The sequence below is a fragment of the Staphylococcus sp. HMSC034C12 genome (genome assembly GCF_001835895.1).
Lineage (GTDB): Bacteria > Bacillota > Bacilli > Staphylococcales > Staphylococcaceae > Staphylococcus > Staphylococcus hominis.
The window spans coordinates 37,072-62,207 of the sequence record NZ_KV826331.1 but is presented as its reverse complement, the minus strand read 5'-3'; the positions used below and the strand labels follow the sequence as shown (position 1 = coordinate 62,207).

The 25,136-nt window shown below is 29.2% G+C and carries 31 protein-coding genes and 1 riboswitch; of the genes, 28 read left to right on the top strand and 3 right to left on the bottom strand.

The window, feature by feature from the left end; genetic code table 11:
- Positions 1–70 precede the first annotated feature (70 nt).
- The 17 genes from HMPREF2629_RS06960 (at position 71) to gcvPB (ending at position 15,028) form a co-directional block, all read left to right on the top strand.
- The gene (locus tag HMPREF2629_RS06960) at positions 71–2,116 is read left to right on the top strand and encodes a peptidoglycan D,D-transpeptidase FtsI family protein (RefSeq protein WP_070813240.1); all 2,046 of its coding nucleotides are present in this window, start codon (positions 71–73) and stop codon (positions 2,114–2,116) included.
- Positions 2,117–2,238: 122 nt separating this feature from the next.
- Positions 2,239–2,388, top strand: coding sequence for a 50S ribosomal protein L33 (gene rpmG, locus HMPREF2629_RS06955; RefSeq protein ID WP_002449881.1), 150 nt, complete (start codon positions 2,239–2,241; stop codon positions 2,386–2,388).
- A gap of 210 nt (positions 2,389–2,598) precedes the next feature.
- Positions 2,599–3,150, top strand: a complete 552-nt coding sequence (locus tag HMPREF2629_RS06950) for a 5-formyltetrahydrofolate cyclo-ligase (protein ID WP_017176231.1) — start codon at positions 2,599–2,601, stop codon at positions 3,148–3,150.
- The gene (locus tag HMPREF2629_RS06945) at positions 3,150–4,607 is read left to right on the top strand and encodes a rhomboid family protein (protein WP_070813239.1); all 1,458 of its coding nucleotides are present in this window, start codon (positions 3,150–3,152) and stop codon (positions 4,605–4,607) included. The genes HMPREF2629_RS06950 and HMPREF2629_RS06945 overlap by 1 nt, the downstream gene beginning before the upstream one ends.
- Entirely contained in the window at positions 4,591–4,794 is a 204-nt protein-coding gene (locus tag HMPREF2629_RS06940) for a YqgQ family protein (RefSeq protein ID WP_017176233.1), read from the top strand. The genes HMPREF2629_RS06945 and HMPREF2629_RS06940 overlap by 17 nt, the downstream gene beginning before the upstream one ends.
- A complete protein-coding gene (locus HMPREF2629_RS06935) occupies positions 4,791–5,777 on the top strand; it encodes an ROK family glucokinase (protein WP_002449785.1) in 987 nt (328 codons plus the stop codon). Before HMPREF2629_RS06940 ends, HMPREF2629_RS06935 begins: the two co-directional genes overlap by 4 nt.
- On the top strand, positions 5,777–6,100 hold the full coding sequence (locus HMPREF2629_RS06930; RefSeq protein WP_017176234.1) for an MTH1187 family thiamine-binding protein: 324 nt from the start codon (positions 5,777–5,779) through the stop codon (positions 6,098–6,100). Before HMPREF2629_RS06935 ends, HMPREF2629_RS06930 begins: the two co-directional genes overlap by 1 nt.
- A 1-nt stretch (position 6,101) precedes the next feature.
- Entirely contained in the window at positions 6,102–6,728 is a 627-nt protein-coding gene (locus HMPREF2629_RS06925; protein WP_017176235.1) for an MBL fold metallo-hydrolase, read from the top strand.
- Positions 6,729–6,779: 51 nt separating this feature from the next.
- On the top strand, positions 6,780–7,754 hold the full coding sequence (comGA, locus tag HMPREF2629_RS06920; protein WP_049415532.1) for a competence type IV pilus ATPase ComGA: 975 nt from the start codon (positions 6,780–6,782) through the stop codon (positions 7,752–7,754).
- Positions 7,732–8,790, top strand: a complete 1,059-nt coding sequence (gene comGB / locus HMPREF2629_RS06915; protein ID WP_048681721.1) for a competence type IV pilus assembly protein ComGB — start codon at positions 7,732–7,734, stop codon at positions 8,788–8,790. Before comGA ends, comGB begins: the two co-directional genes overlap by 23 nt.
- 19 nt (positions 8,791–8,809) lie before the next feature.
- The gene (gene comGC, locus HMPREF2629_RS06910; RefSeq protein ID WP_017176238.1) at positions 8,810–9,121 is read left to right on the top strand and encodes a competence type IV pilus major pilin ComGC; all 312 of its coding nucleotides are present in this window, start codon (positions 8,810–8,812) and stop codon (positions 9,119–9,121) included.
- Positions 9,111–9,545, top strand: coding sequence for a competence type IV pilus minor pilin ComGD (gene comGD, locus HMPREF2629_RS06905; RefSeq protein WP_049382010.1), 435 nt, complete (start codon positions 9,111–9,113; stop codon positions 9,543–9,545). Before comGC ends, comGD begins: the two co-directional genes overlap by 11 nt.
- 191 nt (positions 9,546–9,736) lie before the next feature.
- Positions 9,737–10,234 carry a competence protein ComG gene (locus HMPREF2629_RS06900; RefSeq protein ID WP_017176240.1) on the top strand — a complete coding sequence of 166 codons (498 nt, stop codon included), beginning with the start codon at positions 9,737–9,739 and terminating at the stop codon, positions 10,232–10,234.
- A 164-nt stretch (positions 10,235–10,398) separates the two neighbouring features.
- Positions 10,399–10,908 carry a shikimate kinase gene (locus HMPREF2629_RS06890; RefSeq protein ID WP_017176242.1) on the top strand — a complete coding sequence of 170 codons (510 nt, stop codon included), beginning with the start codon at positions 10,399–10,401 and terminating at the stop codon, positions 10,906–10,908.
- Positions 10,905–11,026: riboswitch (glycine riboswitch) on the top strand. Its footprint overlaps the gene before it by 4 nt.
- Positions 11,027–11,102: 76 nt before the next feature.
- Entirely contained in the window at positions 11,103–12,194 is a 1,092-nt protein-coding gene (gene gcvT / locus HMPREF2629_RS06885) for a glycine cleavage system aminomethyltransferase GcvT (RefSeq protein ID WP_049415539.1), read from the top strand.
- A gap of 16 nt (positions 12,195–12,210) precedes the next feature.
- Positions 12,211–13,563: an aminomethyl-transferring glycine dehydrogenase subunit GcvPA gene (gene gcvPA, locus HMPREF2629_RS06880; protein WP_049415542.1), complete on the top strand. Its 1,353-nt coding sequence runs from the start codon at positions 12,211–12,213 to the stop codon at positions 13,561–13,563.
- Positions 13,550–15,028, top strand: coding sequence for an aminomethyl-transferring glycine dehydrogenase subunit GcvPB (gene gcvPB, locus HMPREF2629_RS06875; RefSeq protein WP_017176245.1), 1,479 nt, complete (start codon positions 13,550–13,552; stop codon positions 15,026–15,028). Before gcvPA ends, gcvPB begins: the two co-directional genes overlap by 14 nt.
- Positions 15,029–15,112: 84 nt before the next feature.
- On the opposite strand, the gene HMPREF2629_RS06870 is transcribed toward gcvPB, so the two are convergent.
- A complete protein-coding gene (locus HMPREF2629_RS06870; RefSeq protein WP_002449897.1) occupies positions 15,113–15,499 on the bottom strand; it encodes a rhodanese-like domain-containing protein in 387 nt (128 codons plus the stop codon).
- Positions 15,500–15,650: 151 nt separating this feature from the next.
- Here HMPREF2629_RS06870 and HMPREF2629_RS06865 point away from each other — a divergent pair, with 151 nt between their 5' ends.
- The gene (locus tag HMPREF2629_RS06865; RefSeq protein ID WP_049415545.1) at positions 15,651–16,481 is read left to right on the top strand and encodes a lipoate--protein ligase family protein; all 831 of its coding nucleotides are present in this window, start codon (positions 15,651–15,653) and stop codon (positions 16,479–16,481) included.
- A gap of 51 nt (positions 16,482–16,532) precedes the next feature.
- Here the strand turns inward: HMPREF2629_RS06865 and HMPREF2629_RS11300 are convergent, their stop codons facing one another.
- Positions 16,533–16,748, bottom strand: a complete 216-nt coding sequence (locus HMPREF2629_RS11300; RefSeq protein WP_049415547.1) for an SA1362 family protein — start codon at positions 16,746–16,748, stop codon at positions 16,533–16,535.
- Positions 16,749–16,764: 16 nt separating this feature from the next.
- Complete coding sequence (locus tag HMPREF2629_RS06855; RefSeq protein ID WP_017176248.1) at positions 16,765–17,346, bottom strand: putative periplasmic lipoprotein; 582 nt, start codon at positions 17,344–17,346, stop codon at positions 16,765–16,767.
- 100 nt (positions 17,347–17,446) lie between these two features.
- Here HMPREF2629_RS06855 and HMPREF2629_RS06850 point away from each other — a divergent pair, with 100 nt between their 5' ends.
- The 10 genes from HMPREF2629_RS06850 to ahrC all read left to right on the top strand — a co-directional run bounded on the left by HMPREF2629_RS06850 (position 17,447) and on the right by ahrC (position 25,125).
- Entirely contained in the window at positions 17,447–18,505 is a 1,059-nt protein-coding gene (locus tag HMPREF2629_RS06850; RefSeq protein WP_049415549.1) for a M24 family metallopeptidase, read from the top strand.
- Between the two features lie 27 nt (positions 18,506–18,532).
- Complete coding sequence (gene efp, locus HMPREF2629_RS06845; protein ID WP_002449752.1) at positions 18,533–19,090, top strand: elongation factor P; 558 nt, start codon at positions 18,533–18,535, stop codon at positions 19,088–19,090.
- A gap of 258 nt (positions 19,091–19,348) precedes the next feature.
- A complete protein-coding gene (gene accB, locus HMPREF2629_RS06840; protein ID WP_002449862.1) occupies positions 19,349–19,825 on the top strand; it encodes an acetyl-CoA carboxylase biotin carboxyl carrier protein in 477 nt (158 codons plus the stop codon).
- The gene (gene accC / locus HMPREF2629_RS06835) at positions 19,825–21,180 is read left to right on the top strand and encodes an acetyl-CoA carboxylase biotin carboxylase subunit (protein WP_070813238.1); all 1,356 of its coding nucleotides are present in this window, start codon (positions 19,825–19,827) and stop codon (positions 21,178–21,180) included. Before accB ends, accC begins: the two co-directional genes overlap by 1 nt.
- A gap of 12 nt (positions 21,181–21,192) precedes the next feature.
- A complete protein-coding gene (locus tag HMPREF2629_RS06830) occupies positions 21,193–21,552 on the top strand; it encodes an Asp23/Gls24 family envelope stress response protein (RefSeq protein ID WP_049336135.1) in 360 nt (119 codons plus the stop codon).
- Between the two features lie 32 nt (positions 21,553–21,584).
- A complete protein-coding gene (nusB, locus tag HMPREF2629_RS06825) occupies positions 21,585–21,971 on the top strand; it encodes a transcription antitermination factor NusB (protein WP_002449711.1) in 387 nt (128 codons plus the stop codon).
- Between the two features lie 20 nt (positions 21,972–21,991).
- The gene (gene xseA / locus HMPREF2629_RS06820; protein ID WP_002449838.1) at positions 21,992–23,329 is read left to right on the top strand and encodes an exodeoxyribonuclease VII large subunit; all 1,338 of its coding nucleotides are present in this window, start codon (positions 21,992–21,994) and stop codon (positions 23,327–23,329) included.
- Positions 23,322–23,552 carry an exodeoxyribonuclease VII small subunit gene (locus tag HMPREF2629_RS06815; RefSeq protein WP_070813237.1) on the top strand — a complete coding sequence of 77 codons (231 nt, stop codon included), beginning with the start codon at positions 23,322–23,324 and terminating at the stop codon, positions 23,550–23,552. The genes xseA and HMPREF2629_RS06815 overlap by 8 nt, the downstream gene beginning before the upstream one ends.
- Positions 23,530–24,411, top strand: coding sequence for a polyprenyl synthetase family protein (locus HMPREF2629_RS06810; RefSeq protein ID WP_070813236.1), 882 nt, complete (start codon positions 23,530–23,532; stop codon positions 24,409–24,411). The genes HMPREF2629_RS06815 and HMPREF2629_RS06810 overlap by 23 nt, the downstream gene beginning before the upstream one ends.
- A 261-nt stretch (positions 24,412–24,672) precedes the next feature.
- Positions 24,673–25,125 (top strand): transcriptional regulator AhrC/ArgR, encoded by a 453-nt coding sequence (ahrC, locus tag HMPREF2629_RS06805; RefSeq protein WP_002449839.1) that lies wholly within the window; start codon positions 24,673–24,675, stop codon positions 25,123–25,125.
- Positions 25,126–25,136: the final 11 nt, after the last annotated feature.

The following is a 25,136-nucleotide window of genomic DNA, read 5'->3' as shown; positions in this document are numbered from 1 at the left end:
ATATAGAAAAATTATACAATTTCATATATCATTTATAAGTATACATGATTAATAATTGAGGTCGGTTGTCTTGCTTAAAAGATTAAAAGAAAAATCAAATGATGAAAAAATAAAACATACGATGAATAAACGAATTCGTTTTATATTTGGTGCAATTGTTTTGATTTTCGTATTAATTGTCCTAAGACTAGGATATTTACAAATTGCACAAGGTGCACATTATAGTCAATTAGTGAAAAATGATGAGAATATTACTGTCAATGAGTCCGTACCACGAGGAAGAATACTAGATAGAAATGGCAAGATTTTAGTTGATAATGCTTCGAAATTAGCAATTACCTACACGCGTTCTAGAAAAACAAGTCAACAAGACATGTTAAATACCGCTAAAAAATTAGCTAAACTCATTACAATGAATACTGATAAGATTACAAAGCAAGATAAACAAGACTTTTGGATACAAAATCATCCAAAAGATGTTAATAAATTAATGAAAAAAGAAACAACTATGCTTAACAATGGTAGCATAAGTCAAGAACAGTATGATAAACAATTACATAGTAAAATTAAAAATACTCAATTAAATAGTTTATCTAAGCATGATTTACAAGTGTTAGCTATATATAGAGAAATGTCATCTGGATCTACACTTGATCCGCAAATGATAAAAAATGAAGATGTTAGTGAAAAGGAATATGCTGCTGTTTCTCAACAATTGGATAATTTACCTGGTGTCAATACTTCAATGGACTGGGATCGAAAATATCCATATGGTGAAACTTTAAGAAGTATATTTGGTAGTGTTTCTACACCTTCTGAGGGTATTCCTAAAGAATTAACTGAACAGTATTTAGCAAAAGGATATTCTAGAAATGACAGGGTAGGGAAAGCTTATCTAGAGTATCAATATGAAGACATTCTACGTGGTAAAAAGAAACAGCTGAAATACACTACGGATAAATCTGGTAAAGTTATTAGTTCTAAAGTGATTAACCCTGGGTCACGTGGAAATGATTTACAACTAACAATTGACATTGATTTACAAAAAAAAGTTGAGTCTCTGTTAGAAAACGAAATAAAGACACTGCGTAGTCAAGGAGCAACCAACATGGACAATGCGCTTGTAGTTGTTCAAAATCCTAAAAATGGTGATATTCTTGCAATGGCTGGAAGACAAATTGATAAAAATGGTGAATTGCTAGATTATGATTTAGGTAACTTTACTGGCCAATTTGCAGTCGGTTCTTCTGTTAAAGGAGCAACCTTATTAACTGGTTATCAAAATCATACTATCAAAGTCGGTGAAGAAATGATTGATGAACCTTTACACTTTAGAGGCGGACTAACTAAACGTTCTTACTTTAACCAAAATGGCAAAGTCCTAATTAACGACAAAGAAGCATTAATGCATTCTTCAAACGTATATATGTTTAAAACTGCTTTAAGACTAGCTGGTGATCCTTACTCAAGTGGTATGAGTTTACCTAATAATATTGAAGAAGCTGGTCAAAAACTAAGAAAAGGTCTAAATCAAGTAGGATTAGGTGTTAAAACAGGTATCGATTTACCTAATGAAACAATTGGTCAAATTGAACCATTAACTAATAATCCAGGCAATTATTTAGATTTATCAATAGGTCAGTATGATACTTATACACCTATTCAACTTTCACAATATATATCTACAATTGCAAATAATGGTTACAGAGTACAACCGCACATTGGTTTAGCTATACATGACGCAACAAATAGTGATCAAGTAGGACCGGTTAAAGATAAAATTAAAGGTAATATACTAAATAAAGTTAATAATTCTCAAGATGAGATAGATGAAGTAAAACAAGGATTCAAGATGGCTTTCAATGAAAAAGATGGTACAGGCTATGCAAGCTTCCATAAAACTGTTGTTCCATCAGCTGGTAAAACTGGTACTGCTGAAGTTTATCAAAACGGACAATCTAGAGTTAACTCAACATATATAGGTTATGCGCCTATTAAAGATCCTAAATTAGCTTTTTCTATCGTATATACTAATCAACCTGTTCCACCACCATGGTTAAATGGGGGAGATTTAGGAAGAGATATCATTAATTACTACTTTAAAAATGAAAAATAATTTTAATAACCGTTGATAAGATGCTTTTCTACTTAATACTAGTAAAAATTAATACTTTTCAATTAATCGTCTAAGTGGTATGATAATAAAGTCGTATTTAGAAAAGGTAAGGAGGTATAATCATGCGCGTAAACGTAACATTAGCTTGTACTGAATGTGGTGACAGAAACTACATTACTACTAAAAATAAAAGAAACAATCCTGAACGTATTGAAATGAAAAAATATTGTTCACGTGATAACAAACAAACTCTACATCGTGAAACTAAATAATATTAAAAGTAAAAAGGTTGGAACAAAATTGTTCCAACCTTTTTTACTTTAGTAGCTCATTCAACTATTAATAATCCTAAATATATAATCAACAACTATATTTATTTTATATAAATTAATATAATTTTTTAACTTAAAATAATTTGAATTATCACAAATGACATCACTATATAATAACGTTATAATATATATTAAAGGATGGGAGAAAGAATGGGTAAAAAACAAATTAGAAAAAATATCTTATCACAAATGAAAGACTTTGATAAAAAAAGTAAGCATAAAGCTGATATTTGGTTAATGAAACAATTAATTGAAAACGAAAAATTCAAAAATGCACATCGTATCGGTATATTTTTGTCTATGCCACACGAGATTAATACATACAATATTATTAATTTCGCTTTAGATAATGGAAAACAAATTTTTGTGCCCAATACAGATTACAGAAGTCGTAATATGAACTTTAAACAACTATTAGATTTGTCATCAATAGCTACCGATGATAAAGGCATTAATTATGTTAATGAAGATACATCTATTAGTAATGACATGGATTTACTTATTGTACCTGGAGTAGCTTTTCAAACAAATGGTTTTCGTATAGGGTATGGAGGAGGTTACTATGATAAATTTCTAAATCAACACGATATTAACTCAATTAGTCTTATATATGACTTCCAAATATCAGATTTCGATGTGGAAAAACATGATCAACCTGTAGATAATTTAATTATATGTAACACTAAATTTGGGAGGAATTAATGAATATTGATAAACTATATTGGAAATCAATTTATTATTGGATCAAATATTTTAACTATAAATTAGAACACACAGATAAAAATACAAATGAAATTTGGTTATTCAATAAGAAAAAAGAAGAACTTATTGTATTTAGAAAAGAAGTGAGTTCAACTCAAGAGATACGCTTCGACAAATCTAAAATAAATGATCATAAAGAGAATTTACAAAAAAAGTTAGGATTTAAAATTAAAAAAGTTGAGTTCTTCTACTTTATAGAAACATCGATGAATATTGATAATTTCGATGAAACGCATCCTACTAAGTTGATTTATCATAGTATCACTAATGAAAAAGACTTAGAAAATACAATGCCTAATTTTATTTTAAAAAAACGCGTTAATAAAAAAGATAAAAAATCATCGTTAGATTATAAAAAGCGTGTACTTAATACGAACCTTGTTGATAAGTATATGATGATATTTTCACCAATGACTTATACACTTATAGCTATAAATGTCCTAGTATGGTTATATATGAAGATTTATCTAAATCATTTTTCAGATATTAAGCTACTAGATGTTGGGGGATTAGTACACTTCAATGTAGTGCACGGAGAGTGGTACCGTCTTATTACCTCGATGTTTTTACATTTTAATTTTGAACATATTTTAATGAATATGCTATCTTTATTCATTTTTGGTAAAATTGTAGAGACGATCGTTGGTCCATATAAAATGTTAGGTATCTATTTAATTTCTGGATTATTTGGAAACTTTGCTTCGTTATCCTTTAATATAAGTACAATATCTGTTGGTGCAAGTGGAGCCATTTTTGGTCTTATAGGGGCTATTTTAACGATGATGTACTTAAGTAAGACTTTTAATAAGAAAATGATAATACAATTGTTAGTTGTTGTATTAATATTGATTTTTGTCTCGCTATTTATGTCGAATATTAATTTAATGGCTCATTTAGGTGGTTTCATAGGTGGTATCCTTATTACATTAATAGGCTATTATTTTCATGAAAATCGTAATTTATTTTGGTTATTTTTAATTTTATTATTAGTACTTTTTGTTTTATTACAAATTAGAATATTTTCAATTAAAGAAGAAAATATTTACGATAAACTTATTAAAGACGAAATGATATCCTATAATTATGATGATGCTTTATCAATTGTTGAACATACAATCAATAAAGGATACGATGATGATGAAACATATTACTTAAAAGGTTTAATAACTGCTACTAAAAGTTCTAAAGCAGAGGCAATGGCTGATTGGGAAAGAGGCCTAAGAAGTCATCCTAACTCTGCATTATTAAACTATGAATTATCCATAGCTAATAGAGCATTAAATGATAACGATAAATCTTTAAAATATATAAAAAAAGCTTTGAAAATTGATGCCAATAACCAAAGCTATAAAAATTTAGAAAAAGAATTGAAAGATAGTAATGAATCGAAAAATTAACAATTTTTATGATGTCTTGCAACTTTTGAAACGTTATGGTTTTATTATATATTTTAAAGATAAAGAAGATATGTATGAAATGATGCAACAAGAAATACGTTCTCTTTACAATTATGATCTTTTAACAAATGAAGAATATCTAAAATGTATTTTAATAATTAATCAAAGAAGGAATGAGCATAAATGAAAAATATTATTTTAGCAGCTGATATAGGTGGAACAACATGTAAACTTGGTATCTTTGATACAAAATTAGAACGATTACATAAATGGTCTATTGAAACCGATACTTCAGACCATACAGGTCGAACTTTATTAAGGCAAGTCTTTGATTCTTTTAAAGAAGCAACTGAATCTTATCATTTTGATCTTCAAAATGTTATCGGAGTTGGTATAGGAGTTCCTGGTCCTGTTGATTTTGAAACGGGAATCGTACATGGGGCTGTTAATTTACATTGGCCTGGAAATGTAAATGTGAGAGAGATTTTTAGTGAATTTATAGATTGTCCTGTATATGTGGATAATGATGCAAATGTAGCTGCACTGGGTGAAAAGCATAAAGGTGCTGGTCAAGGTGCAAATGATGTAGTTGCTATTACACTTGGTACTGGTCTTGGTGGAGGCATCATTTCAAATGGTGAAATTGTACATGGTCATAATGGTTCAGGTGCAGAAATAGGTCATATTAGAACTGATTTTGATCAACGTTTTAATTGTAATTGTGGCAAATCAGGATGTATTGAAACTGTTGCTTCAGCTACTGGAGTGGTTAATTTAGTCAATTTTTATTATCCTAAACTAACTTTTAAATCATCTATTTTATCACTTATAAAAGAGAATAAAGTAACTGCTAAAGCTGTATTTGATGCAGCAAAAGCAGGAGATCAATTCTGTATATTTATAACAGAGAAGGTCGCAAATCATATCGCTTATTTATGTAGTATAATTAGTGCTACAAGCAATCCTAAATATATTGTTTTAGGTGGAGGAATGTCTACAGCTGGATTAATATTAATTGAAAATATTAAAACAGAATATCATAATTTAACATTTACTCCTGCTCAAAAAGATACTGAAATTGTCCAAGCAAAACTTGGAAATGATGCTGGTATCACTGGTGCTGCTGGACTAATAAAAACATATATAATTGAAAAGGATGGTGTTAAATAATGGCTATTATTGATGTAGTTGTTATACCAGTCGGAACGGAAGGTCCTAGTGTTAGTAAATATATTGCAGAAATCCAAACGAAACTAGAAGCATTTAAAAAGCAAGGTAAAATTGACTATCAATTAACCCCTATGAATACGCTTATCGAAGGTGATCTTAAAGATTTATTTGAAGTAGTTCAAGCAATTCACGAATTACCATTTGATAAAGGATTAGATAGAGTATGTACAAATATCCGTATTGATGATAGAAGAGATAAGTCTCGTAAAATGAATGATAAATTAAAATCTGTTCAAAAACATTTAGATAAACAAGGTGAATAATATGAGAATTTCTAATTTATCTTTAGGATTAGTTGATACAAACGCGTATTTTGTAGAAAGCGATAACAGTGTATTATTAGTTGATCCTGCTGGAGAATCTGATAAAATATTTAAGAAATTAAATCAAATCAATAAACCTTTAAAAGCAATACTACTTACACACGCTCATTTTGATCATATTGGTGCTTTAGACGATGTATTATCCAAATATGATGTACCTGTTTATATGCATAAAGAAGAATTTTCTTTCTTAACTGATCCTGAAAAAAATGGTTCTTCAAAATTTAAACAATATGGTATGCCACTCACTACTAGTAAAGCTCAACCAATTGCTTTAGATGAAGGTAATTTTACAATCGATGAATTTAAATTCAATGTTCTTCATACACCAGGTCATTCGCCAGGAAGTTTAACTTACGTTTTTGACGATTTTGCAGTAGTAGGAGATACATTATTTAATAACGGTATTGGAAGAACAGACTTATATAGAGGAGACTATGAAACATTAGTAGACTCAATTAAGGATAAATTATTTGAATTAGACGGAGATTTGCCTTTATTCCCAGGTCATGGTCAATACACTACGGTAGATGACGAACAACTCAATCCATATTTAGATGGACAATAAAAAAGTAATTTAAACACCTCTTACGTTTATATATGTAGGAGGTGTTTTTTTTTGAAATTATTATTTCAAGAAATAATTAATAAAGCAATTTCAAAAAATGCAAGTGACGTACACTTTATTCCTTCAGAGGATAAAGTACATATTAAATTCAGAGTGAATGATATATTAGAGACATATGAAATGTTTAGTAATGACATTTATGAAAAATTATTAATTTATATGAAATTTAAAGCAAATTTAGATGTATCAACACATCAAATAGCTCAAAGTGGTAGATATACTTATCATGCTAAATCAATATTTTATTTAAGAATTTCTACTTTACCTTTGTCATTAGGAATAGAAAGTTGTGTTATTAGACTTATCCCTCAATATTTCACTTCTAAAAGAGAGTATAAGGACTTTAATGACTTTAAATCTCTAATGAATAAAAAGCAAGGTCTCATTTTACTTACTGGTCCAACAGGTTCAGGTAAAAGTACTTTGATGTATCAATTAGTACTCTATGCTTTTCAAGAATTAAATTTAAATGTTATTACAATTGAAAATCCTGTTGAACAATTATTAAAAGGCATAACACAAGTGTCAGTAAATCATAAAGCCGGTATAGATTATGTTAGTTCATTTAAAGCAATATTAAGATGTGATCCAGATGTTATTTTAATTGGTGAAATTAGAGATGCTGAAGTGGCAAAATGTGTTATTCAAGCAAGTTTAAGTGGTCATTTAGTGTTAACTACTATGCATTCAAGCAATTGTAAGGGCGCAATACTCAGATTGTTAGAGATGGGGATTAGTGTTCAAGAAATTTCACAAGCAATAAATGTTATTTCAAATCAAAGATTAGTTACAACTACTTCAAATCAAAGAAAGCTTGTTTGTGAGTCTATTACAAATAATCAAATTCAATATTTTTTTGAACATAACCATACGCTTCCTAAGACATTTAATAATTTAAAAGAAAAATTGTTATCGCTATCGAAAGAAGGTCTTATATGTGAAGATGTGGTTGAAAAATATATTTAACAAACATTCTAAAGTTCTTAATGAAAACCAACAAATTATACTTCTAAATAATTTGAATAACTTACTTAAAAGTGGATTTACATTATTAGAAAGTTTTAATTTTATAAATTTGTATTTTAATTATAAAAATAAAGATATAGCAAATAAGATAGTTAAAATAATAAAAACAGGAGGAGAATGCGATCAAATATTAGAATTAATAGGCTATCCTAAATCTATTATCACTCAAATTCAATTTGCGCAGAAATATGGGAATATAAATGAAGCACTAGAGGAAGCAATGAATTATTTAAAAACAAATCTTCAAGCTAAACAACGAATATTAAAAGCTATTCAATATCCCATCATTTTAATTGCAATATTTATAACTATGTTAAGTATATTAAATTATACAGTTTTACCTCAATTTGAACATCTGTATTCAATGATGGATGTTAAACTCAATTTATCACAAACTATTATTACATATTTAATTAGTCATTTACCGCAAATTTTTCTTTTTGTTTTTTTTACTTTACTAACTTTATCCATCATTATATTTATCTTTCTTAATAAATTAGATATATCCAAAAAACTTACATTCATTTCTTACATACCAATTGTACGTTTTTATTATTCGACTATAAAAACATATCAACTTGCTAATGATTTAGCTTTATTTTATAAAAATGGTATTAGTATTCAACAAGTCGTAGATATGTACATTCATCTACAAAACAACTCATTTTTGAATTATATTGGTATCGTTATTCAAAATGAACTAAATAGAGGCATTAATTTACCCAATATTTTGATTAAAATACCATGTTATCAATATGATTTAATACAGTTTATTAAGCAAGGTGAGAAAAATAATAAATTAGATATTGAGTTGAAAATGTATTGTCAAATATTAATTCAAAGGCTCCAACAAACAGCTTTAAAACAGTCAAAAATTATCCAACCTATCGTATTTATATTCTTAGGAGCCTTTATAGTCAGCTTGTATCTAGTGATTATGTTACCCATGTTCCAACTTATGCAAAATATTAAGTAAAGTAAAATGGAGGTTTTTTATGAAAAAATTCAAAAATAAATTAAAAGCTTTTACTTTAATTGAGATGTTACTTGTACTATTAATAATTAGTGTTTTACTCATTCTTATTATTCCGAATATAGCTAAACAAATGTCACATATTCAATCAACAGGATGTGAAGCACAAGTGAAAATGGTCAATAGTCAAATTGAAGCTTATACTTTAAAACATAATAGAGTTCCTAATTCTATTGAGGACTTAGTAACTGAAGGGTTTATAAAACAAGGGCAATCATCTTGTAAGTCTGGAGAAACTATCAGTATTAAAAATGGAGAAGCAGTTGCAGAGTAAGAATATTAAAGCATTCACTTTTATAGAGAGCTTGTTAATCATTTTGATTTTAACAATCTTACTTAATGCAACTTTAAGGGTAAATGTATTTAACAATATTTCTTTGTCAGACGATTTAAAAGCAACACAATTTGTTAATCAATTAGAATATTTTAAATCTAAAGCGATGCGTGATCATCAATCTATTACATTGTTAATTTCAAAACATTCCTCAATTATAAAAGTAATAGAAGCACATGGTGGGCGGTACAACTACAATATTGAAGATGGAAAAATAGTTGAAGTTAGAAATTTAGAGAAAATTACTTTTAATAAAGAAGGAAGAATAAATCAGTTTGGCTCTTTAATATTGAAAATCAATCAACATCAATATAAGTTGATTATTAATATTGAAAAAGGAAGAATTAGATATTTTAAAATTTAAAGCAGTGTTACTCATCGATAGTTTATTTAGCTTGTATATATTCACTACTATAGTTTTTACTTTAATTCCACTACTAATCAGTTTAAATCATACATTAAAAAGAGAATACCAAATTATTGAAATCAAGCAAACCATAATGAGTAGTATCAACCATTATGATAAAAAAACCCTTTCAAAAGGTATAAATTTAGGTGATTATCATATTAAACTTTATTCCAACAAAATATGTGGACTTCACAAAGAAACTGAAATCGAATCATGCGTTAAATATTAAATTAAAATCATTCACTTTAATAGAAATGTTAGTTTCATTATTTTTAACAACAATGATGTTAACATTTTTTCCTCAATTAATTAAATTGACTCATTCCTATTTATACGAGTCATATAATAGTTATCAAACAGAATATGCTTTTTTTCAGACAAATATAACTCAAATTATTTCGAAAAAGCATCATGCCCTTATAATTAAGGATAAACATACAATTATCATTGATAATGAATCGTCTAAAGATTATATAGAATTTAAAAACAACAAACTATTTTACAAAATTAATGGGAATGGCAATATCGTTTTACTAAATAACGTCATCAATGCAGAATTTCAAATTTTACCTTCTAACATCATAAAATTAAAACTAAAAATAGGTGATAAAAACGACTACTATGAAAAAAACTTATTTTTATAAAATGAAAGGATATATAAGTAGCTATACATTATTTATTCTTAGTATATATTTGATAATTATATCTACTTATTCTGCTCAATATAGTATAAAATTAAAAACAATACATAATATTCAAATATATTATGATAGTATAATAAGTGATAAACTTAAGAGAGGTGATTAGGATGACTCATTCTTATTTACCACTTATATTAACAGGCTTTATGGGTACTGGTAAAAGTACTATTGGCAAATATTTGGCTTCAAAATTACACTATTCATATATTGATTTAGATACATATATAGAAATGAAAGAATTTAAAACAATACCAGATATTTTTAATGAAATTGGTGAAAAAGGATTTCGTAAGTTAGAGTATAAATATTTAAATGATTGTATTGGTAAATATGATATTATATCAACCGGGGGAGGAATTATAGAAAACGATAATTCTATCTCACTTTTAAAAAATAAAACAGTTATTTGGTTAGATTGTGATATAGATATTATCTATAATAGAATTGCTAATGATCCACATAGACCAAATGCGAAAAACAAAAGTGAAAAACAATTAAAAGACTTGTATTTATCGAGAGTTTCAAGATATAATGAAATCGCATCCAAAAAAGTAGATAGTAGTAAAACAATTGAATGTGTATATAAAACAATTTTAAATCATATACCATGCGAATGATCAGTATTAGAGAGAATAACTTGAACTGATTCTATAGTTGTTTTGAAATTATGTCATGTTATCGCCGAAGGTGCAAGTAAACTACGAAACTCTCAGGCAAAAGGATAATACTGTTACGCAGTCCTGGATTTGTTATTTAGACAGGGTAGCTTCTGCTACTCTGCTTTTTTTATAAAAAAATAGGGGGTTTTTAAATGACAAACGAATTAAAAAAGACACCATTATATGAAACTTATGTAAATAGTGGTGCTAAAATAGTTGAATTCGGTGGGTGGGCTATGCCTGTTCAATTTACTAGTATTAAAGAAGAACATAACGCAGTTAGATACAAAGTAGGTATGTTCGATGTAAGTCATATGGGAGAAATTTTAATAGAAGGTGAAAATGCTAGTAAATTTGTTCAATATTTACTTTCAAATGATACTACTAAATTATCTGAAACTAAAGCTCAATATACAGCTTTATGTAATGATGAGGGTGGTATCATTGATGATTTAGTAACATATAAAATTGCTGATAACAAATACTTATTAATTGTTAATGCAGCCAATACTGATAAGGATTTCGAATGGATTCAAAAACATCAATCTAAATTTAATGCTACTGTAACAAATGTGTCTGAACAGTATGGTCAATTAGCGGTTCAAGGCCCTCAAGCAAGAACTTTAGTAAGTGAACTTGTTGATATTGATGTAAGTGAAATGAAGCCTTTTGAATTCAAACAAAATGTAACTATTTTTGGAAAAAATGTTATCTTATCTCAATCTGGATATACAGGTGAAGATGGTTTTGAAATTTATTGTAATTCAAATGATACAGTTGACATTTGGAATGGTTTTATTGATAAAGGCGTTGTACCTTGTGGTTTAGGTGCAAGAGATACACTTAGATTAGAAGCTGGTTTACCTCTTCATGGACAAGATCTCACTGAATCAATTACGCCTTATGAAGGTGGAATTGCTTTTGCTGCTAAACCTTTAATTGAAGATGAATTTATTGGTAAATCTGTTTTAAAAGATCAAAAAGAGAATGGGTCAAAACGACGTACTGTAGGTTTAGAACTTATAGATAAAGGCATTGCAAGAACGGGTTATACAGTAATGAATCTTGACGGAAAAGAAATAGGTGAAATTACTTCAGGAACTCAATCACCTTCTTCAGGAAAATCAATTGCTATGGCTATTATTGATCGTGATGAATTTGAGTTAGGTAAAGAATTACTAGTTCAAGTTCGTAAAAGACAATTAAAAGCTAAAATTGTTAAGAAAAATCAAATCGAAAAATAACTAAGGGGTGTGCAATGTGAGTCATCGTTATATACCATTAACTGATAAAGATAAAAAAGAAATGTTAGAAACAATTGGAGCAAATTCAATTACCGAGCTCTTTGGAGATATTCCAAAAGATATTTTACTTAATAGAGATTTGAATATAGATAGTGCAGAAGCTGAAACTTCACTTTTAAGAAGATTGAATACTATTGCAAATAAAAATATTACTAAAGAAACACATGTGAGTTTTTTAGGTGCAGGAGTATATGATCATTACACACCTGCAGTAGTAGACGCTATGATTTCTCGTTCTGAATTTTATACTGCTTATACACCTTATCAACCTGAAATTTCTCAAGGTGAACTACAAGCAATTTTTGAATTCCAAACATTAATTTGTGAACTTACTCAAATGGATGTCGCAAATTCGTCTATGTATGATGGCATAACTAGCTTTGCCGAAGCTTGTATATTAGCTTTTAATCATACTAAAAAGAACAAAATTGTAGTATCTAAAGGTCTCCATTATCAGGCTCTACAAGTATTAAAAACGTATATTAAAGTAAGAAAAGAATTTGAAATTGTTGAAGTTGATTTAAATGGAACGATTACTGACCTAGAAAAATTAGAACAAGCAATTGATGATGATACTGCAGCAGTTGCTGTACAATATCCTAACTTCTATGGATCAATTGAAGATTTAGAAAAAATTCATTCTTATATTGAAAATAAAAAAGCGTTATTCATTGTTTATTCTAACCCATTAGCATTAGGCGTTTTAACACCTCCAGGCCAATTTGGAGCAGATATTGTTGTTGGTGATACACAACCATTTGGTATTCCTACTCAATTTGGCGGTCCTCATTGTGGTTACTTTGCTACTACTAAAAAGTTAATGCGTAAAGTTCCTGGCAGATTAGTAGGACAAACGCAAGATGATGAAGGTAATAGAGGGTTTGTTCTTACTTTACAAGCTCGTGAACAACATATTCGTCGTGATAAAGCCACATCAAATATTTGTTCAAATCAAGCATTGAATGCTTTAGCATCCTCAATTGCTATGTCAGCTCTTGGTAAACAAGGTATTTATGATATTGCGGTTCAAAACTTAGAACATGCTAATTATGCTAAAAATCAATTTAAAAACAACGGTTTTGAAGTCCTAGATGGTACATCTTTTAATGAATTTGTTGTTAAGTTTGATCAACCTATCAAAGATGTAAATAAAAAATTAGCAGAACATGGTTTCATCGGAGGCTTTGACTTAGGTGAAGCTTCATCAGACTTTGACAATCATATGTTAATTGCTGTTACTGAATTAAGAACGAAAGAAGAGATTGATACATTTGTTGAGAAAGCTGGTGAGCTAAATGGTAGTAAGTAAATCTAGTCCATTAATTTTTGAAAGATCTAGAGAAGGTAGATATGCATATTCTTTACCACAAAGTGATATTAAAACAGACTCTGTTGAAAGTATTTTAGATGATAAATTTATTCGTAAAAATAAAGCAGAGTTTCCTGAGGTGGCAGAATTAGATTTAGTACGTCATTACACGGAACTTTCGAATAAAAACTTTGGGGTAGATTCTGGATTTTATCCCTTAGGTTCTTGTACTATGAAATATAATCCAAAAATTAACGAAAAAGTTGCTCGTATTTCTGGATTTGCAGAATCTCATCCATTACAAGAGGAAGAACAAATTCAAGGTTCATTAGAAATTATTTATAGTTTACAAGAAGAACTAAAAGAAATTACAGGTATGGATGAAGTAACTCTACAACCAGCAGCAGGTGCTCATGGTGAGTGGACAGCTTTAATGATTTTTAAAGCATATCATATAAAAAATGGTGAGGGACATCGTAATGAAGTTATTGTTCCAGACTCTGCACATGGTACAAACCCTGCATCAGCTTCATTTGCCGGATTTAAATCAGTAACTGTTAAATCTAATGAACGCGGTGAAGTTGATATCGAAGACTTAAAGCGTGTCGTTAATGAAAATACTGCTGCTATTATGCTAACTAACCCAAATACTTTAGGTATCTTTGAGAAAAATATTATGGACATCCGTGAAATTGTTCATGAAGCAGGCGGGTTACTCTATTACGATGGAGCAAACTTAAATGCTATTATGGATAAAGTTCGTCCTGGAGACATGGGATTTGATGCTGTGCACCTAAACTTGCATAAAACATTCACAGGTCCTCATGGCGGTGGTGGCCCTGGTTCAGGCCCAGTCGGCGTAAAAAAAGAATTAGCAAGTTATTTACCAAAACCAATGGTGATTAAAGACGGTGATACATTTAAATATGATAATGATATTGAAAATTCAATCGGTCGAGTAAAACCATTTTATGGTAACTTTGGTATTTATTTAAGAGCTTATACGTATATTAGAACAATGGGTGCACAAGGATTAAAAGAAGTGTCTGAAGCAGCTGTCTTAAATGCGAACTACATTAAAGCTCGATTAAAAGATCGTTATGAAATCCCTTATGAACAATATTGTAAACATGAATTTGTCTTAAGTGGATCTAAACAAAAAGAATATGGTGTCCGTACTCTAGATATGGCAAAACGTTTACTAGATTTTGGCGTACATCCACCAACAATTTACTTCCCGCTAAATGTGGAAGAAGGTATGATGATTGAACCAACTGAAACTGAATCTAAAGAAACTTTAGACTACTTCATTGATGCAATGCTTCAAATTGCAGATGAAGTTGAAAGTGATCCTGATAAAGTATTAGAAGCACCTCATACAACTATCATTGATAGATTGGATGAAACAACTGCAGCCCGTAAACCAATTCTTAAATTTGAAGATTTACATCAAGAAAAACTTTAATATTGTAAATAATTTAATGAATGATTTAATTATCAGAAATAATAAAACTCTCAAGAAATTTCTTGAGAGTTTTATTTCTGATAATTATTTTTTAGTTTTAATTTTACCAGTCCATTTTTTATAGCCGCCTTTAAGCATGTATAAATCTTTATATCCATTTTTTTTCAAAATGCGAGCAGCACGATAACTGGCAATACCATTTGCATCACAAAGATATACAGGTTGATCTTTACGTAAACCTTGAAATCTTTGTCTAAACATAGATATTGGAATATTGCGAGCACCATTAATATGACCATAATCATAATCAACTTTTTCACGTACATCAATGACTTGAGCTTTTCTTAAACCTTTATGAAATTCGTTTTGATCTAGTTCAGTTACAGCTCGTCGATTAAGAAAGAAATTTCCAACCATGTAAAGGATTATTAAAACTATAATTATTAATGCTATAATCAAAGATACATTCATATTGCATCCTCCCTAATTAACCGTTATTATTAATTATAAAGGTGTTAGCTCAATTTATCAAAAATTTTTTATTGTTTCATATTTCTAATACATTCTAAAGTAACATTAACGTTGAATTTATATAAATTAAGTTGTGATTGGAGTTTTTTATATGACTGAAACATGGAATTTTATCAATACTGGAAGCCATGATCCTTATTATAATATGGCGATGGATGAAGCCTTATTAAATTTTGTTTCAAGAGGGGAAATTGATCCTGTAGTTAGATTTTATACTTGGAATCCTGCTACCTTATCTGTAGGTTATTTTCAAAGATTAAAAAAAGAAATTGATATCGATAAAGTGAAAGAAAAAGGATTTGGTTTAATTCGCCGTCAAACTGGTGGTAGAGGCGTTCTACATGACAAAGAATTAACATATAGTGTTATCGTACCTGAATCTCATCCAAATATGCCTTCTACAATTACTGAAGCCTACCGTGTCATTTCAGAAGGACTTTTAGAAGGCTTTAAATTATTAGGATTTGATGCTTATTTTGCTATTCCACGTTCTAAAGAAGAGAGAGAAAAATTAAAACAACCAAGAAGTGCCGTTTGCTTTGATGCCCCAAGTTGGTATGAATTGGTCGTTGAAGGACGTAAAATTGCAGGTAGTGCACAAACACGTCAAAAGGGTGTTATTCTTCAACATGGGTCACTACTTCAAGATGTAGATGTAGACGAATTATTTGATATGTTTATTTTTAAGAATGATCGCTTGAAAGAAAAAATGAAAAAAGCTTTCGTAGATAAAGCTGTAGCAATAAATGATATATCAGATAGACACATCTCTATTGAAGAAATGGAAAAAGCATTTGAAGAAGGATTTAAAAAAGGTTTAAATATCGAATTTAAACCACTATCTCTAACTGAAAATCAATTAGCCGAAGTAAAAGTTCTTGAAGAAAAATATCGTTCAGAAGAGTGGTTATATAAAAAATAGATATAAAGCAAGGAGGCTTAAGAGTACTAATACTCTTGAACCTCCTTGTTTTTATTTTCTTTGTCTTTTTTTATATTTTCGGACTGCTCTTCGATATTTTCTCTGATCTTTTGTAAGAAAGAAGAAATAATAGATAAAGTAAATAATAAGAGCAATCATTATAAGTGTGAAAATTGTTTTCATGAACGACATTACAAAAATATTTAGATTTAGCAGTAAACCTATAGCTGCTATAATTAAAACGAAATAAAATATAATATTTTTCAACTAAAAAACTCCTATTTTATGAACTACTAGAAACATTAATTTGTGATAACTTCATCTTACCTTGATTTATTTTCTTTTTATTGTTAGATTCATAGCCATTTTTAATATCTTTAAAAGCAGATTGAAGATTTTTGTTTATTTGTTTAATAGTTTTGTCTTCGTTAGTATTATCATTTGATATATTACTTTTATCTGTATCACTTTTATATTTGCTGTAGGCATCATCTATATCATTTGATAATGAATTTAGCTTTTCAAGATTTTGATTTTTATCATCTTTTTTAGTTTTATTTAAATCAAGTTGATTAAATTTATCGATAATCTTAGCAATATCTTGATAATAATTTGAAGAAGCTTGTAAAAAATTAGCTTCATTATTATTATCAACAGTTTTAGATACATTCTTTTTATCTTTATTTAATGCTTCTAACTGAGATTTTTGATTATTTATATCTTGATTTAGTTGTTGAATTTTTAATTTTAAATTATGATTCTCATCTCTTAAATTGGTTGTTTTATCTTCTAAAGGTCCTAAATTTTGAGAGCCACAGCCAACCAAAAACAAAGAAGCTCCTAAAATCGTTAATAATCTTTTCATGTAAATCTCCCTAAATCAAAATATCTTTAATATTTTAAGTATGTTATTATTTTAATGTATATAATAAAAATGTACAAACGTTATACAAGGAGTGGGTTAAATGGATAAATTAGCTAAAGTTCGTCATATATTAGAAAGCGAAAATCTTGATGCTCTTGTTATATTATCTGACTATAATAGACGTTATATTTCTGATTTTACTGGAACAAGTGGCGCTTTAATTATTTCTAATAATGAAAACAAGTTGATTACAGATTTCCGTTATATTGAACAAGCCACAAATCAAGCCACTCACTTCGAAATTGTAAATCGACGTAGTGGGATTATTGATGAGATAAAAGAAATTATAAAAAACAAACAGTATAAAACAGTAGGTTTTGAAGGTCATTTAGTTAGCTATGATACGTTTCAAGAATTAAGCCAAATTGATACGAATTACGTAAGTATAGGCAATGCCATTGAAAAAATTAGAGAAATTAAATCACCTGAAGAAATCGATAAAATAAAATATGCGGCTAAGATCGTGGATGATACTTATAACTACATTTTAAACATTGCAAAAGTTGGAATGACTGAAAGAGAGTTAAAAGCATTGCTTGAAAGTAAAATGTTAGAACTAGGCGCTGATGGTCCATCATTTGATACAATCGTTGCTTCTGGTTATAGAGGGGCTTTGCCTCATGGAGTTGCTAGTGATAAAGTAGTCGAAAAAGGTGACATGATTACTCTTGACTTTGGTGCATATTATAGAGGATACTGTTCAGATATTACTAGAACATTTGCGATTGGTGAACCTGATAAAAAATTGAAAGAAATCTATAATATCGTGCTTCAATCTCAAATAAAGGCAATTGAAGAAATCAAGCCAGGTATGACAACTAAGGAAGCTGATGCATTATCTAGAGATTATATTGAAGCACATGGTTATGGTAATGAATTTGGTCATTCTTTAGGTCATGGTATTGGTTTGGATATTCATGAAGGTCCAGTATTATCTAAAAATACTAATGATACAGTTCAAGTTAATAATTGTGTTACTATTGAACCAGGTATTTATGTAGATGGTCTTGGTGGAGTGCGTATAGAAGATGACATTTTAATTACTGAAAATGGGTGTGAAGTCTTTACTAAATGCACAAAAGACCTTATTATTTTATAGTAAGCGTATAATTGAGGAGGAAACTGAATGATTTCGGTTAATGATTTTAAAACAGGTTTAACTATTTCAGTAGATAATGGAATTTGGAAAGTAATTGATTTCCAACACGTAAAACCAGGTAAAGGTTCTGCTTTTGTTCGTTCTAAATTACGTAATTTAAGAACAGGTGCTATTCAAGAAAAAACTTTCCGAGCTGGTGAAAAAGTAGAACAAGCGATGATTGAAAATCGTCGTATGCAATATTTATATGCTGATGGAGATACTCATGTCTTCATGGATAATGAAACATTTGATCAAACTGAATTATCTGGCGATTACTTAAAAGATGAATTAAAATATTTAAAAGCGAATATGGAAGTTCAAATTCAGTCATATGAAGGTGAAACGATTGGTATTGAATTACCAAAAACTGTTGAACTTGAAGTTACTGAAACAGAGCCAGGTATTAAAGGTGATACTGCAACTGGTGCTACAAAATCTGCTACAGTTGAAACCGGTTATACTTTAAATGTACCATTATTCGTTAATGAAGGCGATGTGTTAGTTATTAATACAAGCGATGGTAGTTACATTTCAAGAGCATAATTAATAATTTTAAAAATTTAAATTAAAACAGGTTAATGCATATTTAATTATGGGTTAACCTGTTTTTATATAAATAATGAAAAAGAATAATCAATATTTTAGTATCTAAGTTTTAATATAAATTTACTATATTATAATTACTTATATACTTTTTTAATCATAAGTTAGATCTCAGTTAAATGAACACGCTTGAATTGATTTTCACACTCAAGTAAAATAGACGGGTAGATGAAAACTAAGTCGAGGAGTCATTAAATTATGAACTTTAAAGAAATTAAAGAATTAATTCAAATTCTTGATGAATCAAGTTTAACTGAAATTAATATAGAAGATAATAAAGGTAGCGTAGTTAATTTAAAAAAACAAAAAGAAACTGAAATTATTACGCCTCAATATTCACAACAACCAACAGTGATGGCATCTCAACCATCTGTACAAACACCAATGGCAAATGAAATGTCTCAAACTAGTGAAGTAAACCAAGAAAATGAAACGTCAAACTACGAAACAATTAATGCCCCGATGGTAGGGACTTTTTATAAATCTCCATCACCTGAAGAGGAAGCTTATGTACAAGTTGGGGATAAAGTCACTAATGATTCAACTGTATGTATCTTAGAAGCCATGAAATTATTTAATGAAATTCAAGCAGAAGTCACAGGAGAAATCGTTGAAATTTTAGTGGAAGACGGACAAATGGTAGAGTATGGCCAGCCGTTATTTAAGGTGAAATAATGAAAAAAGTATTAATCGCAAATCGTGGTGAGATTGCAGTTAGAATTATTAGAGCTTGCCATGATTTAGGTATTCAAACTGTTGCTATATATTCTGAGGGAGATAAAGATGCATTACATACTCAAATCGCTGATGAAGCATATTGTGTCGGTCCAACTCAGTCTAAAGATTCATATTTAAATATTCCAAACATCCTATCTATAGCGACTTCAACAGGATGTGATGCAATTCATCCAGGTTATGGCTTTTTAGCCGAAAATGGTGATTTCGCTGAACTTTGTGAAGCTTGCCAATTAAAATTTATTGGACCAAGTTATCAATCCATTCAAAAAATGGGTATTAAAGATGTAGCTAAAGCTGAAATGATAGCAGCTAACGTGCCTGTAGTACCAGGAAGTGATGGATTAATTGATTCGATTGAAGATGCTAAAAAAGTGGCTAAACAGATAGGATATCCAGTTATTATTAAAGCTACTGCTGGTGGCGGAGGTAAAGGAATTCGCGTTGCACGAAATGAGAACGATTTAGAAAATGGTTACCGTATGACACAACAAGAAGCGCAAACAGCTTTCGGTAATGGTGGATTATACTTAGAAAAATTCATTGAAAATTTCCGTCATATTGAAATTCAAGTGATTGGTGATCAATTCGGTAATGTAATTCATTTAGGCGAACGTGACTGCACAATTCAAAGACGTATGCAAAAATTAGTAGAAGAGTCACCTTCGCCAATACTTACAGATGAAAAACGTAAAGAGATGGGTAAAGCCGCTATTCGCGCAGCTAAAGCAGTGAATTATGAAAATGCTGGTACTATAGAATTCATATATGATTTAAATGAAAATAAATTCTATTTTATGGAAATGAATACACGAATTCAAGTAGAACATCCAGTTACTGAAATGGTAACAGGTGTAGACTTAGTGAAATTGCAATTAAAAGTTGCTATGGGAGAACCGCTACCTTATACGCAAGATGATATTACAATAAATGGCCATGCCATTGAATATAGAATTAATGCTGAAAATCCTTATAAGAATTTTATGCCTTCACCAGGTAAAATCACACAATACCTTGCGCCAGGAGGATACGGAGTAAGAATCGAATCAGCATGTTATACAAACTATACGATTCCTCCTTATTATGACTCAATGGTAGCAAAATTGGTTGTGCATGAACCTACCAGAGATGAAGCAATAATGACTGGGATTCGAGCACTAAGTGAATATTTAATTCTAGGAATAGATACAACCATTCCATTCCATCTTAAATTAATGAATAATGATATTTTTAAATCTGGAGATTATAATACAAACTTTTTAGAAAAGTATAATATTATGGCTGAGAGTGAATAGGAGGATAAAACAATGGTAAATGTAGCAGATTATTCACATGCTAATTTAGGTAAAGTAGAAATTGTACCAGAAGTTATTTCAGTAATAGCAAGTATTGCTGTTTCTGAAGTTGAAGGAGTGACTGGGCATTTTTATGAACTAAAAAAGAGTAATATTGAAAAAATAAGTCGTAAAAATTTAAATAAAAATTTAAAAGTTAATACTAAAGATGATGGTATTCATATTGATGTTTATTGCTCTATTAAACATGGAATAAAAATAGCTAAAGTTGCAAGTAAAATTCAAACTTCTATTTTTAATTCCATTAAAACAATGACTGCTATCGAACCCAAAGAAATTAACATTCATATCATGCACATCACAACTGAATAAATTAAAGTTACCATAATACAAAGGAGTTTCTTATGAGTCGCAAAGAATCAAGAAAACAAGCATTTCAGACATTGTTTCAACTAGAAATGAAAAATACAGATTTAACAATCAATGAAGCTATAAATTTTATAAAAGACGATTATCCAGACTTAGATTTTGAGTTCATTCATTGGCTTGTTACAGGAGTGAAAGATCATGAACAAGTTTTAGATCAATCAATTGAACCAAAATTAAAAGACTGGTCTATACAACGATTATTAAAAACGGATCGTATTATTTTAAGAATGGCTACCTTTGAATTGCTTCATAGTGATACGCCTCCTAAAGTCATCATTAATGAAGCAGTAGAGCTAACAAAACAATTTAGTGATGAAGGTCATTATAAATTTATAAACGGTGTCTTAAGTAATATAAAATAAACATATTTGAGTGATGAATCATGTCAGAATATTTAAGTGTCTCTACTTTAACTAAATATATTAAATATAAATTTGATCAAGATCCACACTTGCAATCTATCCTATTAAAAGGTGAACTCTCAAATTTTAAAAAACATTCTAGTGGTCATCTTTATTTTAATGTGAAAGATAAAAATAGTGTGATAAGTGCTATGATGTTTAAGGGAAATGCTTCTAAACTAACATTTGATCCTAAAGAAGGAGACGAAGTTTTATTAGAAGCTCGAGTTTCGGTTTATGAACGTAGAGGAAATTATCAAATTTATGTTAATAAAATGGAAATTGACGGTATAGGAAATTTATACCAAAAGTTAGAGCAATTAAAAGAAAAACTAAATAAACAGGGGATTTTTAATCAAAATCATAAAAAAGCAATCCCTAGATTCCCTAAAAAGATTGCTATTCTTACAGCTGATACTGGAGCAGCAATCAGAGATATTCACACTACTATAGATAGTAGATACCCTCTAGTAGAAAAAATATCAATTAGTACATTAGTACAAGGTATTAATGCTAAAAATGATATTATTGAAAAAATTAAGTATGCAGATACTTTAGGAGTAGATACCATCATTCTAGGCCGTGGAGGCGGCTCTATTGAAGATTTATGGAATTTCAATGAAGAAGAAGTTGTTCGAGCTATATATGAGTGTCATACACCAATTATCTCAGCTGTAGGACATGAAACTGATTTTACTTTAAGTGATTTTGTAGCAGATATGAGAGCAGCAACTCCTACTCAAGCTGCTGTTATCGCTACACCAGATCAGTACGAACTCATTCAGCAAATACATCAGTATCGATTTTCTCTTACTAAAAGTATTAAACAACTAATAGAAAAACAACATAAACAATTAGATTATTTATCATCTTATTATAAATTTAAGCAACCTACGTTGTTATATGAACAACAGATTCAACGAAGAGATGATTTAGAAAAAAAACTAACACAACGTTTAACGTTAAATATTGAAAAAAAAAGAAACAATATCACTGTATTGCGTCAACATTTTAATATAAGAAGATTAAATGATTCAATTGTACAATATCAAAAAATGATCCGTAATAATGAAAATAGATTAATAAATTTAACATATAACTTAATTAATCATAATAAAGCTAATTTAAAGAATAAAATTGAGCAATTAAATCAACTTAGTCCAACTAATACAATGTTAAGAGGATATTCAATTATTAATAAGGACAATAAAGTCATTACAAGCACACACGATTTAAATGAACAAGATGAAATCACATTATCAATGAAAGACGGTAATATAGACGCTATAGTTAAGAAAGTAAGGTGTGAAGATGAGTAAAGAACAACAAAGTTTTGAAGAAATGATGAAAGAATTAGAAAGTATAGTTCAAAAGTTAGATAATGAAACTGTTTCATTAGAAGAATCTCTTGATTTATATCAACGTGGTATGAAATTATCATCTGCTTGTGACAAAACTTTGAAAGATGCTGAAAATAAAGTAAATCAATTAATCAAAGATGAAGCAAAGGATGAAGATGATGTTGAAGAAATCAATGAATGAATTGATTGAAATTATAAATAATAATCTTGACGGTATTATAAAATCGTCTCCTTTAAATACTAAACTAGAGGAGAGTATGCAATATTCACTTGATGCTGGTGGTAAAAGAATTCGTCCAGTGCTTGTATTACTCACTTTAGAAGTGTTAAATGAAAATTATAAAAAAGGTTTACAAACCGCACTGGCATTAGAAATGATTCATACTTACTCACTTATACATGATGATTTACCTGCAATGGACAATGATGATTTTAGAAGAGGAAAATTAACAAATCATAAAGTGTATGGAGAATGGAAAGCGATTTTAGCGGGAGACGCCTTACTAACAAAATCATTTGAACTAATTGCAAATGATAAAAACTTAGATGCTGAAACAAAAGTAAAAGTTATTTCAAGACTAGCACATGATAGTGGCAATCTCGGCATGGTCGGTGGCCAAACCTTAGATATGGATAGTGAGAATACTCCAATAGAATTACATACTCTAGAGCAAATTCATAAGGCAAAAACTGGGGGTCTTTTAAAATTTTCTATTTTAAGTGCTGCGGATATTGCCAATGTAAACAAAGAAATTTTAAATACATTAGATTGTTTCAGTGAACACTTAGGCCTAATGTTTCAAATAAAAGATGATTTATTAGATGTTTATGGTGATGAGAAAAAATTGGGTAAAAAAGTAGGAAGCGATGTAGAAAACCATAAAAGTACTTATGTTTCTTTACTTGGTAAATCAGGCGCTGAAGAAAAACTAAAATATCATAAAGATGCTGCAATAGATACAATTAATCAATTGAAACCACAATATGATGTTGAACCGCTTCTAGAAATTGTAGATTTATTTTATTCACGTGACCATTAATAGTTAGAGTTTTTCTCTTTAAAGATTACTAAGACAATAATCTTTAAAGAGTTTTTTGTTTTAGTAATCTACTTTTAATGATTTAAAATGCATAAATGTATATAAATTTAAATTTAATTTAAATAGAAAATATGATAATACGTATCATAAATAATAATATCATTCTTCAAATCAACCTTTCTAAAGGATAACTTTAGTAGTAGTTAAAATAACGTTGTGTTAAAATCATTGTATAAATATTCGAAACTAGGAGTGTTCATAATGGCAAAAAAATCTGTAAGACATATAAAAATAAGAGAAATTATTTCAAGTGAACAAATTGAAACACAAGATGAACTTGTAAAACGTCTAAATGAATACGACCTAAATGTTACTCAAGCGACTGTCTCTCGTGACATTAAAGAATTACAATTAATTAAAGTACCTGCTTCATCAGGACAGTATGTATACAGCCTTCCCAACGATAGAAAGTACCATCCTTTAGAAAAATTAGGTAGATACTTAATGGATTCATTTGTAAATATTGAAGGAACAGGAAACTTACTCGTACTAAAAACGCTTCCTGGTAATGCTCAATCTATCGGAGCAATCTTAGATCAAATTGATTGGGATGAAGTATTGGGAACTATTTGTGGTGATGATACCTGTCTATTAATATGCAGAGATGAAGAAGCAAGTCATACAATTAAAACAAGAATTTTCAATTTATTATAAGGATGCGATTA

What these genes read in the sequence shown, in the direction of transcription:
- rpmG (WP_002449881.1), top strand. Translation starts at nt 2,239, where the DNA reads ATGCGCGTAAACGTAACATTAGCTTGTACTGAATGTGGTGACAGAAAC.
- HMPREF2629_RS06950 (WP_017176231.1), top strand. Translation starts at nt 2,599, where the DNA reads ATGGGTAAAAAACAAATTAGAAAAAATATCTTATCACAAATGAAAGAC.
- HMPREF2629_RS06945 (WP_070813239.1), top strand. Translation starts at nt 3,150, where the DNA reads ATGAATATTGATAAACTATATTGGAAATCAATTTATTATTGGATCAAA.
- HMPREF2629_RS06940 (WP_017176233.1), top strand. Translation starts at nt 4,591, where the DNA reads ATGAATCGAAAAATTAACAATTTTTATGATGTCTTGCAACTTTTGAAA.
- HMPREF2629_RS06935 (WP_002449785.1), top strand. Translation starts at nt 4,791, where the DNA reads ATGAAAAATATTATTTTAGCAGCTGATATAGGTGGAACAACATGTAAA.
- HMPREF2629_RS06930 (WP_017176234.1), top strand. Translation starts at nt 5,777, where the DNA reads ATGGCTATTATTGATGTAGTTGTTATACCAGTCGGAACGGAAGGTCCT.
- HMPREF2629_RS06925 (WP_017176235.1), top strand. Translation starts at nt 6,102, where the DNA reads ATGAGAATTTCTAATTTATCTTTAGGATTAGTTGATACAAACGCGTAT.
- comGB (WP_048681721.1), top strand. Translation starts at nt 7,732, where the DNA reads ATGTGGTTGAAAAATATATTTAACAAACATTCTAAAGTTCTTAATGAA.
- comGC (WP_017176238.1), top strand. Translation starts at nt 8,810, where the DNA reads ATGAAAAAATTCAAAAATAAATTAAAAGCTTTTACTTTAATTGAGATG.
- HMPREF2629_RS06890 (WP_017176242.1), top strand. Translation starts at nt 10,399, where the DNA reads ATGACTCATTCTTATTTACCACTTATATTAACAGGCTTTATGGGTACT.
- gcvT (WP_049415539.1), top strand. Translation starts at nt 11,103, where the DNA reads ATGACAAACGAATTAAAAAAGACACCATTATATGAAACTTATGTAAAT.
- gcvPB (WP_017176245.1), top strand. Translation starts at nt 13,550, where the DNA reads ATGGTAGTAAGTAAATCTAGTCCATTAATTTTTGAAAGATCTAGAGAA.
- HMPREF2629_RS06870 (WP_002449897.1), bottom strand. Translation starts at nt 15,499, where the DNA reads ATGAATGTATCTTTGATTATAGCATTAATAATTATAGTTTTAATAATC.
- HMPREF2629_RS06865 (WP_049415545.1), top strand. Translation starts at nt 15,651, where the DNA reads ATGACTGAAACATGGAATTTTATCAATACTGGAAGCCATGATCCTTAT.
- HMPREF2629_RS06855 (WP_017176248.1), bottom strand. Translation starts at nt 17,346, where the DNA reads ATGAAAAGATTATTAACGATTTTAGGAGCTTCTTTGTTTTTGGTTGGC.
- HMPREF2629_RS06850 (WP_049415549.1), top strand. Translation starts at nt 17,447, where the DNA reads ATGGATAAATTAGCTAAAGTTCGTCATATATTAGAAAGCGAAAATCTT.
- efp (WP_002449752.1), top strand. Translation starts at nt 18,533, where the DNA reads ATGATTTCGGTTAATGATTTTAAAACAGGTTTAACTATTTCAGTAGAT.
- accB (WP_002449862.1), top strand. Translation starts at nt 19,349, where the DNA reads ATGAACTTTAAAGAAATTAAAGAATTAATTCAAATTCTTGATGAATCA.
- accC (WP_070813238.1), top strand. Translation starts at nt 19,825, where the DNA reads ATGAAAAAAGTATTAATCGCAAATCGTGGTGAGATTGCAGTTAGAATT.
- HMPREF2629_RS06830 (WP_049336135.1), top strand. Translation starts at nt 21,193, where the DNA reads ATGGTAAATGTAGCAGATTATTCACATGCTAATTTAGGTAAAGTAGAA.
- nusB (WP_002449711.1), top strand. Translation starts at nt 21,585, where the DNA reads ATGAGTCGCAAAGAATCAAGAAAACAAGCATTTCAGACATTGTTTCAA.
- xseA (WP_002449838.1), top strand. Translation starts at nt 21,992, where the DNA reads ATGTCAGAATATTTAAGTGTCTCTACTTTAACTAAATATATTAAATAT.
- HMPREF2629_RS06815 (WP_070813237.1), top strand. Translation starts at nt 23,322, where the DNA reads ATGAGTAAAGAACAACAAAGTTTTGAAGAAATGATGAAAGAATTAGAA.
- HMPREF2629_RS06810 (WP_070813236.1), top strand. Translation starts at nt 23,530, where the DNA reads ATGTTGAAGAAATCAATGAATGAATTGATTGAAATTATAAATAATAAT.
- ahrC (WP_002449839.1), top strand. Translation starts at nt 24,673, where the DNA reads ATGGCAAAAAAATCTGTAAGACATATAAAAATAAGAGAAATTATTTCA.